The sequence below is a fragment of the Sulfurospirillum sp. hDNRA2 genome, assembly GCF_024206095.2.
Classification (GTDB): Bacteria; Campylobacterota; Campylobacteria; order Campylobacterales; family Sulfurospirillaceae; genus Sulfurospirillum.
In genome coordinates this window covers 149,130-162,536 of record NZ_CP159800.1, presented here as the reverse complement: position 1 = coordinate 162,536, position 13,407 = coordinate 149,130, and the positions used below count along the sequence as shown (strand labels likewise).

At 44.5% G+C, this 13,407-nt stretch carries 16 protein-coding genes; 8 read left to right on the top strand and 8 right to left on the bottom strand.

Annotated elements, in window-relative coordinates; genetic code table 11:
- The first annotated feature begins 209 nt into the window (after positions 1 to 209).
- On the top strand, positions 210 to 848 hold the full coding sequence (locus NL930_RS00855) for a tRNA-uridine aminocarboxypropyltransferase (protein WP_254377262.1): 639 nt from the start codon (positions 210 to 212) through the stop codon (positions 846 to 848).
- Between the two features lie 25 nt (positions 849 to 873).
- Here NL930_RS00855 and NL930_RS00850 read toward each other — a convergent pair whose 3' ends face one another.
- Positions 874 to 1,371, bottom strand: a complete 498-nt coding sequence (locus tag NL930_RS00850) for a hypothetical protein (RefSeq protein WP_254377263.1) — start codon at positions 1,369 to 1,371, stop codon at positions 874 to 876.
- 222 nt (positions 1,372 to 1,593) lie between these two features.
- Positions 1,594 to 2,223, bottom strand: a complete 630-nt coding sequence (locus NL930_RS00845) for a LysE family translocator (RefSeq protein WP_254377264.1) — start codon at positions 2,221 to 2,223, stop codon at positions 1,594 to 1,596.
- A 109-nt stretch (positions 2,224 to 2,332) separates the two neighbouring features.
- On the opposite strand from NL930_RS00845, the gene NL930_RS00840 reads away from it, so the two are divergent.
- Entirely contained in the window at positions 2,333 to 2,779 is a 447-nt protein-coding gene (locus NL930_RS00840) for a YccF domain-containing protein (protein WP_041963224.1), read from the top strand.
- Positions 2,780 to 2,878: 99 nt separating this feature from the next.
- Complete coding sequence (locus NL930_RS00835) at positions 2,879 to 3,382, top strand: NADPH-dependent FMN reductase (protein ID WP_039675268.1); 504 nt, start codon at positions 2,879 to 2,881, stop codon at positions 3,380 to 3,382.
- A 10-nt stretch (positions 3,383 to 3,392) separates the two neighbouring features.
- Here NL930_RS00835 and NL930_RS00830 read toward each other — a convergent pair whose 3' ends face one another.
- Both NL930_RS00830 and NL930_RS00825 read right to left on the bottom strand, forming a co-directional pair.
- A complete protein-coding gene (locus tag NL930_RS00830) occupies positions 3,393 to 3,812 on the bottom strand; it encodes a PIN domain-containing protein (RefSeq protein WP_254377265.1) in 420 nt (139 codons plus the stop codon).
- A complete protein-coding gene (locus NL930_RS00825; RefSeq protein ID WP_254377266.1) occupies positions 3,809 to 4,039 on the bottom strand; it encodes a DUF6364 family protein in 231 nt (76 codons plus the stop codon). Before NL930_RS00825 ends, NL930_RS00830 begins: the two co-directional genes overlap by 4 nt.
- Before the next feature lie 151 nt (positions 4,040 to 4,190).
- On the opposite strand from NL930_RS00825, the gene NL930_RS00820 reads away from it, so the two are divergent.
- Positions 4,191 to 4,634 (top strand): hypothetical protein, encoded by a 444-nt coding sequence (locus NL930_RS00820; protein ID WP_254377267.1) that lies wholly within the window; start codon positions 4,191 to 4,193, stop codon positions 4,632 to 4,634.
- 57 nt (positions 4,635 to 4,691) lie between these two features.
- Here the strand turns inward: NL930_RS00820 and NL930_RS00815 are convergent, their stop codons facing one another.
- From NL930_RS00815 to NL930_RS00800, 4 genes are read right to left on the bottom strand one after another with little or no spacing between them, the layout of a single operon-like run.
- Complete coding sequence (locus NL930_RS00815; protein ID WP_254377268.1) at positions 4,692 to 7,769, bottom strand: efflux RND transporter permease subunit; 3,078 nt, start codon at positions 7,767 to 7,769, stop codon at positions 4,692 to 4,694.
- The gene (locus NL930_RS00810) at positions 7,766 to 8,752 is read right to left on the bottom strand and encodes an efflux RND transporter periplasmic adaptor subunit (protein WP_254377269.1); all 987 of its coding nucleotides are present in this window, start codon (positions 8,750 to 8,752) and stop codon (positions 7,766 to 7,768) included. Before NL930_RS00810 ends, NL930_RS00815 begins: the two co-directional genes overlap by 4 nt.
- Positions 8,749 to 9,933 (bottom strand): TolC family protein, encoded by a 1,185-nt coding sequence (locus NL930_RS00805; RefSeq protein ID WP_254377270.1) that lies wholly within the window; start codon positions 9,931 to 9,933, stop codon positions 8,749 to 8,751. Before NL930_RS00805 ends, NL930_RS00810 begins: the two co-directional genes overlap by 4 nt.
- Positions 9,933 to 10,319, bottom strand: coding sequence for a FixH family protein (locus NL930_RS00800; RefSeq protein WP_039675285.1), 387 nt, complete (start codon positions 10,317 to 10,319; stop codon positions 9,933 to 9,935). The genes NL930_RS00805 and NL930_RS00800 overlap by 1 nt, the downstream gene beginning before the upstream one ends.
- 80 nt (positions 10,320 to 10,399) lie before the next feature.
- Here NL930_RS00800 and NL930_RS00795 point away from each other — a divergent pair, with 80 nt between their 5' ends.
- The 4 genes from NL930_RS00795 (at position 10,400) to NL930_RS00780 (ending at position 13,270) form a co-directional block, all read left to right on the top strand.
- A complete protein-coding gene (locus tag NL930_RS00795; protein WP_254377271.1) occupies positions 10,400 to 11,062 on the top strand; it encodes a response regulator transcription factor in 663 nt (220 codons plus the stop codon).
- Positions 11,037 to 12,218 (top strand): HAMP domain-containing sensor histidine kinase, encoded by a 1,182-nt coding sequence (locus tag NL930_RS00790; RefSeq protein ID WP_254377272.1) that lies wholly within the window; start codon positions 11,037 to 11,039, stop codon positions 12,216 to 12,218. Before NL930_RS00795 ends, NL930_RS00790 begins: the two co-directional genes overlap by 26 nt.
- 135 nt (positions 12,219 to 12,353) lie before the next feature.
- Entirely contained in the window at positions 12,354 to 12,581 is a 228-nt protein-coding gene (locus tag NL930_RS00785; protein WP_039675289.1) for a DUF2061 domain-containing protein, read from the top strand.
- On the top strand, positions 12,578 to 13,270 hold the full coding sequence (locus NL930_RS00780; RefSeq protein ID WP_254377273.1) for a phosphoadenylyl-sulfate reductase: 693 nt from the start codon (positions 12,578 to 12,580) through the stop codon (positions 13,268 to 13,270). Before NL930_RS00785 ends, NL930_RS00780 begins: the two co-directional genes overlap by 4 nt.
- The last annotated feature ends 137 nt before the right edge of the window (positions 13,271 to 13,407 follow it).

Sequence of the window (13,407 nt, the reverse complement as noted above, 5' to 3'; positions counted from 1 at the left end):
TGTTTTTTATTTCTAACTTAATTCTAATGATTAATCGTGAGATTTAATGTGAGATAGTTTCAAAAGAGTTTAATCAAAAAAAAGAGTGTTACATGTCACACAAAATGATGGAAAGGAGCGCGAAAACATTTTTCTTTCAAAGGCTTAAACGAGCCGTTTGGCTTCATTGTGTATCATTGGTATACATATTAATGTAAGGATTTAAGCCGATGTCGACGATTGAGGGAGATCGGGAGCAGTGTTACCGCTGTTACCGACCGAAAAGTTCGTGTATGTGCGCTTACGTTCGTGCGATTGAGACGCAAACCAAGTTCGTTATTTTGATGCATCCCAAAGAGTTTAAAAAAACTAAAAACGGCACGGGACGACTCACGCATCTCTCGTTGCCCAATTCCGAGCTGTTTATCGGTATCGATTTTAGCGACAATGCTCGCATTAACGACATTATAGCGATGCATGAGAGTTTTATTCTTTACCCCTCCGAGCACGCGATCAACCTCAACCGTCAAAATCCGCTCGCTACAAAATCTTTACATGTAAAGAAACTCTTGGCGATTTTTCTCATCGATTCGACGTGGGCATGCTCACTCAAAATGATGCGTGAGAGCCAAAATTTACATGGGCTTTCGCACATCAGTTTTGATACCACGAAGCGTTCAGAGTTTAAGATCAAAGAGCAACCCTCGCCCTATTGCCTCTCGACGATCGAGTCCGTGTTAAGGGTTTTGGAGCTTTTGACGCAATGGCAAATCGAAACGATCGCGCCTGCACAACGTGAAGCATTTCTAACGCCTTTTCACGCAATGGTCGATTATCAACTAAAGCGTATCGCGCACCTTCGTACCTGAAAAACGTAGTATAGCGGCGTTTGGTTTAACGGTAGGCAAATTTGGCTTGGCTGGGCATCACGAAGAAAAAACCGACCGAAGCGATGATGAGAAGATTGACCAAGGTCGAAAAATCGAGCGTCAGCATAAAAACGACGAGCCCTACAATCGCGACGGCGTCAAAAATTGCCAAGTGTACGAACATCTGCGTCGTATAGACTTTTCTAAAAAACGCCGATGCCGCTTCTTCACTCTCAAACGTTTGTGTTTTCATGGAAGCAACCAACGCTTTATAAACACGGTTGAAGTGTAGCATGCCGATTGCCAAAACCGTCACGGAAAGAGCATAAATCACCGTAAGCCACGTCAATCCTAAAAAGACGGGCGTGTGCAAAACTTTGGGCGTATAACGCGGTTTGTAGGCGGTGTACGCCATCAGAAAATAGCAAATCGCCCCGTACACGAAAAGGGCATTTAACATCGTAAACCAAAGGATTTTTAAGGTATTGAACGCTTTTGCGTCTTCGGAAGAGGAACTTTGCATGCTCGCCCTTTATGTTGATGAAATAATAAAAACTTTATTATAGCCGATACTCCGTATTTTCATACGCACGCATCTCATTGAAACAAACCCTCATTAGAGTTCTTGCAGAACTCTTGGCACGTCTTTAAAGCAAAGCTCTAAAGAGTGCGTTTTCTTCTTGCAAAATGCGTTTTGCAAGAAGTTTATTGTCAATTCGACACACACTTTCACCTTACTTCGCTCTTAACCAAACGCCAACCACACGCCCACGCCGAACATCAACGTCCCCGCAACGCGGTTCATCAGCCTGACGTTGTTGCTCTTTTGTAAAAACTTCCGCATCGTAGAACCGCCGCTTGCGTAGATAATCAAACAGATAAATTCCAAGACCAAGATAATCGCCAAAAGCACCGATACTTGCGGTATCAGCGGTTTGGTTTGGTTGATAAACGGCGGTAAAAGTGCGATGAAAAACGCCCAGCCTTTGGGGTTGGCGATGGCGGTGATAAAACCTTGCGTCGCAAGCGAAAACGCGGAAATGTTCGGCGTACAGTGCATTTCTGAGAGCGCCATTTTACCGCGATTCAGCCAGAGTTGCACGCCCAAATAGCCAAGGTAAAGCCCGCCTGCGTACTTAAAAATCGTAAAAATATCAGGATGGTTGATCATGATCGCCGCAACGCCGATAACCGAAGAGAGTGCAACAATCGCCACACCGATGAGCTCACCCGCCATCATGTAAAACGTGCGTTTCAGACCGATGCTCATACCAAGGCTCATCGCGAGCGTCATGCACATCCCGGGCGTTACGGAGACAAAAAAGAAGGTAGGAAGAAAAAGCGCCATAATCGAAAAATCAACTGCGAAAATCACGTGAAATCCTTTATGCAAAAAGGCATTATACCCCAGATCGACGCGAAAAAACGTACCGACATGTTAAGTTTTAGTTTTGCTACAATACGCAAAAACAAAAGGCAATCCTATGCGACTTTTAGGCAATATCATCTGGTTTTTATTCGGCGGCGTTTTTATGGGACTGGCATGGTGTTTTTTCGGACTTTTCGCACTCGTGAGCATCGTGGGTATACCGTGGGCGAAAGCCTGCTTCGTCATCGCTCAGTTTACCTTTTTCCCCTTCGGCAAAGAGGCGATCAGCCGTAAAACGCTCCATCAAAAAGAGGATATCGGAACCGGAACGTGGGGGCTTATCGGCAATGTACTTTGGTTTATTTTTGCGGGTTTTTGGCTGGCTATCGGTCACATCATGTCCGCGTTTGCGTGTGCGATTACAATCATCGGCATTCCTTTTGCTATCCAGCATGTAAAGCTTGCGATCATCTCGTTAGCACCCATCGGTATGAGTGTCATCGATACAGAAACGGCGGAAATCCTTCGTCAAAGAGACGTCAATGAAAGGCAAAACCGCTAAAAGAAACCTTTAAAAAAACGATTACGCACAAAGTTTAGTTGCGCCATGACCTAGCGGGAGTACAATGTTCGTATTCTATTTTACAAAGAAGGATTGAACATGTACACCATTTTAGTCGCAAGTTTAAATGAAAATATGAACTTAGCACGCAAAATCCGACAAACGCTAGAAGCGATGCACCTCAAAAGCGAAATCATTAACGTGGTCGATTTGAACGTTACGATGTACGACACCGACAAAGAAGCCGCTCATGGGATTCCAAGTGCCGTCCTTACTCTATCCGAAACGATGAAAAAAGCGACCGGCTACATTATCGTCGCACCCGAATACAACTACTCCATCCCGCCCGTTTTAACCAACATCATCGCATGGCTCTCTCGAAGCGGCGAGAGTTTTCGCGAACTCTTTGCGCTCAAATACGTTCAACTCGCCACGCATTCGGGAAGCGGCGGTAACGACGTGTGCAACGCGATGCGCACGCAATTTTCCAAACTCGGTGCCATCGTAGCCCCCAGAGAAATCATCGCCACCTACGACACCCCGATCGAAGAGGAAAGCTTGGGAAGAATTTTGAGCCAATTTGTGGGGATTTCGCAGAGGTAATAGAATGTTATTACGAGTTTGCATCGACAAAGATCAAAAACTCTTGAGGCGACATCACTTTGATGGCTGAGTTTTTAAAGCCTGTTGTGTCGCGCGTGACGATGACGTCTATCTTGGTGTGTTTTGCACTGGTGTAAATCACGCTGTCTTCAAAGTCGCTCCCAACACTTCGCACACTATCGACCAAAACGGGCTTAGTGAGGTGGGTTGTTTCAAACAAAGCCAGCAGATTTTCCATCGTTTGATTGCATTGTTTTTTATCAAGGTGTTTACCTAAAAGATAGTAAAGCGTAGTCAGTGTCGTGGGGCATAAAAAGCCTTCCACGTGTTTTGATTCTACGTTTAAAAAGATCGCTTGTGCGAGTTCACTAAAAGGTTCGCGGTCTAAAAGTAGGTCTAAAACAACGTTTGTATCGAGTAAAACTCTCATAAGTATTTCTTCTCTAAGTGCGCCAAATACTCATCTTCCCCAGCCCCTTTTAAAACACCTCGAAGCTGTGACGTTTTAGACGATGGCATCGTTTTTTCCTCTTTTTTCAAAATAGACTCAAAAAATTGCGTAACCATTTTAGAAACGGATGTGTTGTGCTTTTTTGCATAGAGTTTCATATTTTCGATCAACTGCACATCGGTGTAAAGCGTTATTTTCGAGCTCATTTTCCGCTCCTTTTAGTCGTATATATTTTTTATTATTATACGGTATTTTTTGTTGTGTGTCAAAAGGGAATTTAGAGATAATCTTGTATAATTGAAGAATGGAAGAGATTATTGAGAGTGGGCTGACAAAAAAGTTAAAAGGGGATTTTTTATGTTTGATATAGCAACTATATCCACAGCCGTTAGTAGTGTTAAAACTGCAATTAACATAGCAAAACTTATAAAAGAGAGTTCAGGGTCTCTGCAAAAAGCAGAGCTTGATTTAAAACTAGCGGAACTTATTACCTCTCTTGCTGATGTCAAACTGCAAATGGCAGATATTAAAGATGCCCTTCTTGAAAGTGAAAACGAGAAAAAAGAACTCAAAGCAAAATTGGCATTACAAGCCAAACTTGAATTTGAAATGCCTTACTATTGGACGATAGAAGAAGATGGTAAAAAAGATGGACCATTTTGCCAACGCTGTTACGACAACGAAAAGAAACTTATTCGGTTGCAAAATAAAAAAAATGGACAATGGCATTGTTTAGCTTGCAACAGCCATTTTCAAGATAAAAACTATAGATATCAACCTATAAGAATAGCCAATCTTTAATCCATATAATTTTTTACTTTATTACATGTAAGGAAAAATCCTTACATGTAAACGCTTTCACTCCTCAATTTTCTGCATCTTATAGTACAACACAGGAATCACTAAAAGCGTTAAAATAGCCGAACTTACCACGCCGCCGATCATCGGGGCGGCGATGCGTTGCATGACTTCGCTTCCGACACCATCCAGCCACATAATCGGTAAAAGTCCACCAAGGATGGCGAAAACGGTCATCAGTTTGGGGCGCACCCTTAAGACAGCGCCTTCAAAGATGGCTTCTTGAATGTTTTTTGCCGTTCTTTCTTTTACATGTAACATCGCTTCTTCAAGGTAGATGATCATCACGATCGCTGTCTCCACCGCGATGCCAATCAGCGCTAAAAAGCCTACAATAACGGCAATGGAGAGGTTAAAGTTTAGGTAGTCCACATACAAAAACCCGCCCACCGCGGCAAGTGGCAAGGTCAAAAAGACCAAAAGCGCGTTTTTAAACGAACCAAGCCCTAAGTAGATGAGCATAAATGTGATGAGCAGTGTCAAAGGAAGAATGAACTGCAAACGCTCCATGGCACTTTCCAAGTACTCGCTCTCACCTGCCCAACCGATGTAAAAACCAGTAGGAAGTTCCACGCTCTCTTTTAAGAGTTTACTCGCCTCTTCTTTGTACGTTTTCGACGAAAAACCCTCTTGAAGCGTGATGTAGATGTAGTTGACCTTTTTGCCCATTTCGGACTTCAGCTCACTAGCCCCCACATCGTAGCCAAGCTCGACAAAATGCCCTAAGCGTTGGAAACCATACGCTGTTTTAATGGTCAAATCGCTGATGGCATTCAGGTCTTTACGACTCTCTTCTTCCAGTCTTAGCGTGATCGCATAACGCTCAATGCCTTGGTAAAACGTGCTCACTTTGGAACCGCCGATGGCGTTGTCGACAAAATTTAGGATTTCCTCTTTCGTAAGCCCGTACGCGGCAATGTTTTCAGGCTTCAGCGTCATATTCAGATAGTAACCGCTGTTGGCTTTGTCCGCAAAAACGCTTTTCGTTCCCGCATAGTTTGCCAACACACTAGCGATCTTGTTCGCATTTTCTTCCAACGCTTGGTCATTGTCGCCGTAAAGTTTGATGCCAAGCGGTGTGCGTATGCCTGTGATGAGCATGTCAATGCGCCCACGGATCGGGTACGTCCATGAGTTCGTTAAGCCTCGTAGTTGCAGTGCTTCGTTCATTTCATCTCGAAGTTTTTCATAGGTCATACCCACCCTCCACTGCTCTTTAGGCTTAAGCTGTATGATCGTCTCGATCATCGAAAGCGGAGCAGGGTCTGTCGCACTCTCGGCACGCCCTGATTTGGCAAAGGTGCTCAGCACTTCAGGGAAACTTTTGATAATCTCATTGCTTTGCTGTGCGTACTCTTTGGCGAGTTCGATGCTAATGCCAAACGGAGTCACGGGCATATACATAAACGTCTGCTCGTTGAGTGGGGGCATAAACTCCCAGCGCTGTTTCGTAAACGTGTGATACCCTAGCACCAAAAAGCCAACAAATGCCGCAATCGCCACATACCAAAAGCGCATGTGCAGTTTTAAAAGCGGTGCGTACAGCCAGATAAACAGACGGTTGAGCGGATTTTTATGCTCTTCAAGGATTTTTCCTTTGACAAAATAGATCATCAAAAGCGGAACCAAGGTGATGGAAAGCACCGCGCCGATGAGCATCGCAAAGGTTTTCGTGTACGCAAGCGGTTTAAAAAGTGCTCCTTCTTGACCAGAGAGCGCAAAGATGGGCAAGAAACTGACCACGATGAGCAAAAGCGCAAAAAAGATCGGGCGACCCACTTGCTTCGACGAAGTGATAATAAGCGCTTTACGTTCCGCCTCATCGTTGACCTCGCCATGCGAGAGTTTTTTATGCACATTTTCGATCATCACGATGCACGCATCGACCATCGCACCAATGGCTATGGCAATGCCACCCAAACTCATGATGTTTGACTCCAGCCCAAAGAGCTTCATACACAAAAACGTCAATGCGATGGTGAGGGGCAAAACGATGATGACAACCAAAGCGCTTCTAAAGTGCAATAAGAAAAGCATCACCACCGCCAAAACCACGATGCTCTCTTCCAAAAGAGCACGTTTGAGGTTATTGATCGCTTTGGTGATAAGATCGCTTCTATCGTACGTCGTGACCACTTCCACATCGTTTACATGTAACGATGCGAGCTTCTCTTTGACCGCTTGAATGACCTTGTACGCGTTCTCTTTGTAACGCACGACGACGACACCGCCGACCACTTCACCCTCGCCGTTGAGTTCTGCCATGCCGCTTCGATAGGTTGGAACCACGCGCACATCGGCGATGTCGGAGAGTTTGAGAGGAATGCCATTCACCGTTTTGATGGTAATGCCCGCTATCTCGTCCAATGAGCGCGCAAAACCTCTAGCTTGAACGATCTGCTCGAAGCCATTTTCAAGCACCACGCGCCCACCCAAATCGTTGTTGTTTTTAGACAGTGCATTCATCAGATCGTCGATGCTCAGGTCGTACTTGTAGAGCGCTTCTTGACGCAAGGTGACTTCATAGTCTTTAACATATCCGCCCACGCTCGCCACTTCGCTCACGCCCTCAACCCCCAAAAGCGCGTAGCGGTAAAGGTAGTCTTGAATACTTCTTAGCTCATCTAGACTTCGATTTTTAGATGTAAGCGCATACTCAAACGCCCAACCAATGCCCGTCGCGTCAGGTCCTAGCTTGATGGTCGCGTTTTTAGGGGCATTTTTGGAGACATTTTGGATGACTTCATTGACTCTATCGCGCGCCCAGTAAAGGTCGGTACCCTCTTCAAAGATGATGTAAACGATGGCATTTTCATACGACGTAAACGCGCGCACCGTTTTGGTTTTGGCAGTCGCCAAAAGAGCATTGGTTAGCTCATAAATAATCTGATCTTCGATGATTTTGGGTGACTGCCCCAAATACTTCACATTTACAATGACTTGCGGTGGTGTCAGGTCTGGTAATGCGTCCAATGGCGTCTGCCGAATCGCCCAGAACGACAAAAATGCCGCAATGAGCAAGGTGAGCAGAAGTAGCGCCTTGTTTTTGACGCTTTTTTCAATGATAGACTCTATCATTGCATTGCTCCACCGTTGTTTTGCGCGTCGGCATCAAACATGAAAAGCGCGTTGGCAACCACCACATCGCCCTCTTTGAGTCCTGAGAGAATCTCAAAAGTGTCATTGTTCAGCCGTTTTGCTTCGATCTCTCTAGGCTCATACTCGCCTTCAAATTCGCCTTTGACAAACACACTCGTCTTGGCACCCTTAGTCATCACCGCACTTTTTGGAAGGGCTAGGTACTCACGCTTGGCGGTTCCAAAACGTGCCTTAGCAAACGCGTTTTCGTAGATTTCAAGCTCTTTGTTTTCGATCACCAAACGCACATCCACGCTTTTGGTTTGCGGATCAACCTTAGGGTAGATAAAATCGATTTTGGCTTTATAAGGTTTAGAGCTCATATCAAAAAATATATCCGCATTTTGTGCACGTTTGACGAATTCTAGGTCTTTTTCATAGACTTTGACGATGAACCATAAGCTCGTATAGTCGCTGATCTCGTAAAGTTTCATTCCTTTGGGAACGAACGCGCCTTGATTGACCGCTTTTTGGGTGACGATGCCGCTATAAGGCGAAACGATGGTGATAGACTCAGGCACATTTTTATCCGCCATGATCTTTGAGATAGTTTTTTCATCAACCCCTAAGAGTTTAAGCTTTTGCGTGATGCTCTGCACCATGCTCTCACTTTTGATACGTCCAGCGTTTACAAGCTCCAACTCTGCGGTGTAAATCTCTTGCGAATAGAGCTTCGCAAGCGGTTCGCCCTTCTTTACATGTAAAAAGTTTTTGTTCACATAAAGTTGCTCGATAAACGCATCATAACGAAGCGCGATCTCTTTCACACTCTCTTCATTGGCTTTGGTGTAGCCGTAAAACTCTTTCGCGGAGCCTTCCAGCACCTTTTTCACTTCAACGGTTTTGACATTGAAAGCCTGCTTGGCGCTTAGCGGCGCGCTTAAACACAAAAGTACGGTAAAAAAAAGGGTGGTCAATTTCATAGCGGCTCTCCTAAAAGCGTGTAGATTTTGATGACAGACTCGTTATACGCAAAACTATAGGCGTTAATCTGCTTTTGCGCTTCAAGCATCTGCGCAAGGACATTTAAAAGACTTAAAAGCGTATCGTTTTGAGACAGAGCCGTGCTTTGAAGCACCTCGTACATCTTCTCATTTTCATGCAACACCTCTTTAGCAAGCGAGAGTTTGTCGTACTGAAGCTCTTTGTTCAAAAGCTCATCTTTGAGCTCAAATAGCAGCTGTTTATGCGTGTTGAGCACACTTTGCTCCGAAGCAGAATGCGTGAGCGTGGCTTTTTGAATGGAAGCGTTTTCTTTGCCGTAAATCGGAAGCGGTACGGAGACACCTAAAAAGGCGTAGTCGTCTCTGCCTTGTCTTCGATTGTACCCTAGCGTTACCGTGACATCGGGTGTTTTGTTCGCTTTTTCATAACGCAGATTGAGCAGTTCTTTGGCACTTTGCAAAGTCTGTATCTGAATCTTTGGCGTCTTTTCCAAGAGTTTCTCTTCATCACTGAGCGTGTAAGGCAACAAACCCTCATGTCCGCTCATTTCAGGGACTGGTGCTACGATGATGCTCTCTAACTTTCGCTCTATGGACGCTTTGTCACGAAGCAATGTCTTTTTCTCGATGGCAAGATTTTTTTGCAAAATCATATTGTTCAGCGTATCGACATAGTGCGCGGCAGTGGTGTTATAAGAGAGGTGAGCGTTTTTGAGGTCTTCCAAGATTTTCTCATACTTTGCAACTAATGCTAAATCTTGGTTGATACGAATGTAGTTTTGCTCCAACACACCGATCTCTTGTTGCATTTCCAGTTTTTTGGCTCTTAGTTCCAACTTTTTGATCGCTACATCTTGCATGGCAATCGACGCTTTGATGTCCAGCTTTCCACCCGTTGGGATTGTTTGGGAAAGAGAAATCGCTTCGTTTTGCATCTCTTTGTTTCGGGTGAGAGGCTCATTTAAAAAGATGTCGTTGACCCCAAGAGAGAGCATAGGGTTTTCCCAAATCTTGCTTATATCAACCTCTTTTTCAAGCGCACTTACCTCAGCTTCGAGTGCCTTTAGCTCATAGTTATGCTCATACGCTAATGAGGTCAATTCGCTTTGCGCCAAAGCGTAGCCCCAAAGGGCTACGAGCATTAAAATGACGCGTTTCATTAGAGGTTCACGCTTGATTTTAAGCGTTGTTTTTTGCCATCATTTGTTTCGATGACAATGCTGATTTGCCATGTACCGTTCATGGAAAACACCACATGCGCCATATACGCACCGTTGACGAACATCGCCTCAGAACTTTGCTCCATCGCTGGCATCCCTGGCATCGCCGGCATCGAAGCGGTGACGCTTACTTTTGCATCTTTGATCTCTTTGCCGTTCTCTTTGACTTTGATGTTGATCATATTCATGCCTTGCGTTAGAGGCTTTTCACTGCTGTACTCCACCTCTAAACTGCCAGCCATTCCTTTTTTAGACAAAGCATCTGCCGCAAAAGCCGCACTAAGGCTCAACGCCACCGCTAAAAACACACCTAAAATCTTCTTCATCACGCACTCCTTGTAAAGTTATAAGGGAAGTATAGAGGGCGTGTGTGGAATATTTGTGGAATGCGTGTATAATGCCTCTTATGAAAATCCTACTCCTAGAAGACGACCCCATTTTAAGCGAGATAATCGAAGAGTTTTTAGTCGAACATGGTTTACATGTAAAACTCTTTTACGATGGGAAAGAGGCGCTTGATGCCATTTTTGAGGGCAAATTTGACATCTTGGTTTTGGACATCAACGTCCCAAGTCTGAGCGGTTTTGAGCTTTTAAAAACACTCAAAGAAGCCAACATCACCACGCCTACCATCTTCATCACGTCACTGGATCAAATCAGCGATGTGAAAAAAGGTTTTGCGTTGGGAGCGGAGGATTACCTCAAAAAACCGTTTGAACTTGAAGAGCTTTTGGTTCGCATTGAGCGCACGAAAAAGTTGCACCACATTGAAGAAAACGTACTTTTAAACCTCTCTTCAACCATCAGTTACGATCCGCAGAACTATCAAATATTCACGCCTGAAACGTTGTACAAACTTCGCAAAAAAGAGGCACAGCTTTTGGAGTATTTTCTCTCTCACCAAAACCGTATGGTGAGTTTTGAGGAGATCATCGAAGAGGTGTGGCGCTTTGATGAAGTGCCGACCCATGCGACGGTGCGCACCTACATCAAAAACCTGCGCAGTTACGGACTTGAAGGTCTTATAGAGAACATCAAAGGAGTTGGTTATCGCTTTAAGTGCCTATGAAAAACGCTCGCTTGCGAGGTTTTTACTCATCTACCTTGGCTCTATTTACGCGTTCATCTGCCTGCTCGCGTGGATGTTTTACACCATCGAGATCAAAAATCTACACGAAAACTACGCCTTAAAAATGCGCGCCACCGCTTCTAGCATTGCCCATAAAATCGTCACGGCGCACATGATGGAAGACGACACGCTTCAAAAATGCCTCGCCGAAAAGCCCACAGAGACGTGTTTTGGTTTAGAAAAAGCGTACCAGCTCGGACTCTTTGGAGAGGGCAACACACCTTTACATGTAAGCTTTTCAGAGCCTGTAGATTTTACCAAAACGTTTTACCTTGCCAATGACAGTTTTTACGCACTCGATGAGAGCAGTCAAGAACATCTGGGCATTCACACCATCGTGCTCAAATACGCGCATATCTCCAACGCCATCAACCTTCTTCGCTCGCAAGTGCTGCTCTACTTTTTACTCAGCCTCTCCTTTGCCACCGTGTTGGGGTACGTCCTTGCCAAACAGTTTCTCAACCCTATTCAAGAAGAGATCAACCATCTGGACACCTTCATCAAAGACTCAACACACGAACTTAACACGCCCATTACGGCCATTTTGATGAGCATCGGTACGCTTAAAAATGTGGATGAAAAAAAGCTCAAGCGCATTGAACTGAGCGCGAAACGCATCGCAACACTCTATGGAAACCTGAGCTACATGCTTCTGCACGACAAACAAAATGAGGACAAAAGCGATGTCGATGTGAAAAAACTCATCGTCGAGAGAGTCGAATACTTTGCGGATTTAATGGCAAGTAAACAGATCAACTTAACCCTAAAATTAGAAGAAAAATCTTTACATGTAAACGAAGAGAGCCTCATCAAACTCATCGACAACCTGCTTTCTAACGCGATCAAATACAACCGTCTGGGCGGAACCATTGAGGTTTCACTTGAATCTGAAAAACTGAGTGTTAAAGACAATGGCATCGGCATAGCAAGCTCCAAACTAGGCGACATCACCAAACGCTACAAACGTGCCAATAGCGATAAAGGCGGCTTTGGCATCGGTTTGGACATTGTGAACACCATCTGCAAGACCAATAATTTTAGACTTGAAATAAGCTCCACGGAGGGCGAAGGCTCGACGTTTAGCATCTATTTTTAATTTATTTTTTTCGTCACTTATGGTTTGGATGAGTTTAAAAAATTTTGCACCTATTTTAATCTTGACTGTTTTAATAATTTTACTTGACATTATTTAAAAAACCCGATATTATTCTAAAAATTTAAAGGAGGCAACATGGTAGAGCACAAAAAACGCAGCATCGTTAAAGCGATCTCTTGGAGAACACTCGGAACAGTTGACACCATGTTGATCAGTTTTATCGTCACGGGAAGCCCACTTGCGGCTGTCTCTATCGGGGGATTTGAGCTTCTCACCAAAACGTTGCTATACTATTTCCATGAAAGAGCGTGGAATAAAATCGATTTTGGTCGAGAAAAAACACAACCAGAGTATCAAATATGAGCCAAACATACGACATTAAGGTCGCAGAAGCGATCAACACTTTGCAAGAACTCGTCGGAGCCAAAGCGCTTAAGGTCACGTTGGCATTTAGCCATCAAAATGAAGATGCCATCAACATCTCTCTAGCGCAAAAAGCGGGCATTGCGTTTGATCTGTTTACGCTTGAAACACACAAGCTTTTTGATGAATCCTTAGCGTATGAAAAAGAGATCGAAGCCTTTTTTGACGTTGAAATCAAACGCTTTAGCGCAAGTGATGAACAGATCAAGGCATTGGAAGCAAAGGTCGGAGAGTTTGGCATTTTTGATAACATTGATCTTCGCAAAGAGTGTTGTCATGTACGCAAACTCATTCCTTTGGCGCGTGCGCTTGAGGGCTATGATGGCTGGATCAGCGGTATTCGCATCGCGCAATCCATCACACGAAGTGACACCAAATTGGTCGAGTTTGATGGCAAATTTGAACTCTTAAAGTTCAACCCACTCACCCATTTTAGCGATGAGGATGTTGAGCGTTATATGCGTGAAAACGCTATACCTCAAAATACCTTGTATGCCAAAGGTTTTAAAAGTATCGGCTGCAAGCCCTGTACACGCGCCATTTCTGCGGGTGAAGATATACGAGCGGGCAGATGGTGGTGGGAAAATCCCGAACATAAAGAGTGCGGATTGCATCTGCATAAAAAATAATTCTGCCTCAAAGAGGCAAGCTTTAGTGCCATAGCGGCTAGCGTAGCCAAACGGAGCTTTGCTCTGTTGGCGTTATCAAAAATAGAAAAGCGAAGCGCGGGCTCACTGCCGAAGTGAACTCAGCGTTAGCGTAGCAT

What these genes read in the sequence shown, in the direction of transcription:
- NL930_RS00855 (WP_254377262.1), top strand. Translation starts at nt 210, where the DNA reads ATGTCGACGATTGAGGGAGATCGGGAGCAGTGTTACCGCTGTTACCGA.
- NL930_RS00850 (WP_254377263.1), bottom strand. Translation starts at nt 1,371, where the DNA reads ATGCAAAGTTCCTCTTCCGAAGACGCAAAAGCGTTCAATACCTTAAAA.
- NL930_RS00840 (WP_041963224.1), top strand. Translation starts at nt 2,333, where the DNA reads ATGCGACTTTTAGGCAATATCATCTGGTTTTTATTCGGCGGCGTTTTT.
- NL930_RS00835 (WP_039675268.1), top strand. Translation starts at nt 2,879, where the DNA reads ATGTACACCATTTTAGTCGCAAGTTTAAATGAAAATATGAACTTAGCA.
- NL930_RS00830 (WP_254377265.1), bottom strand. Translation starts at nt 3,812, where the DNA reads ATGAGAGTTTTACTCGATACAAACGTTGTTTTAGACCTACTTTTAGAC.
- NL930_RS00825 (WP_254377266.1), bottom strand. Translation starts at nt 4,039, where the DNA reads ATGAGCTCGAAAATAACGCTTTACACCGATGTGCAGTTGATCGAAAAT.
- NL930_RS00820 (WP_254377267.1), top strand. Translation starts at nt 4,191, where the DNA reads ATGTTTGATATAGCAACTATATCCACAGCCGTTAGTAGTGTTAAAACT.
- NL930_RS00815 (WP_254377268.1), bottom strand. Translation starts at nt 7,769, where the DNA reads ATGATAGAGTCTATCATTGAAAAAAGCGTCAAAAACAAGGCGCTACTT.
- NL930_RS00810 (WP_254377269.1), bottom strand. Translation starts at nt 8,752, where the DNA reads ATGAAATTGACCACCCTTTTTTTTACCGTACTTTTGTGTTTAAGCGCG.
- NL930_RS00805 (WP_254377270.1), bottom strand. Translation starts at nt 9,933, where the DNA reads ATGAAACGCGTCATTTTAATGCTCGTAGCCCTTTGGGGCTACGCTTTG.
- NL930_RS00800 (WP_039675285.1), bottom strand. Translation starts at nt 10,319, where the DNA reads ATGAAGAAGATTTTAGGTGTGTTTTTAGCGGTGGCGTTGAGCCTTAGT.
- NL930_RS00795 (WP_254377271.1), top strand. Translation starts at nt 10,400, where the DNA reads ATGAAAATCCTACTCCTAGAAGACGACCCCATTTTAAGCGAGATAATC.
- NL930_RS00785 (WP_039675289.1), top strand. Translation starts at nt 12,354, where the DNA reads ATGGTAGAGCACAAAAAACGCAGCATCGTTAAAGCGATCTCTTGGAGA.
- NL930_RS00780 (WP_254377273.1), top strand. Translation starts at nt 12,578, where the DNA reads ATGAGCCAAACATACGACATTAAGGTCGCAGAAGCGATCAACACTTTG.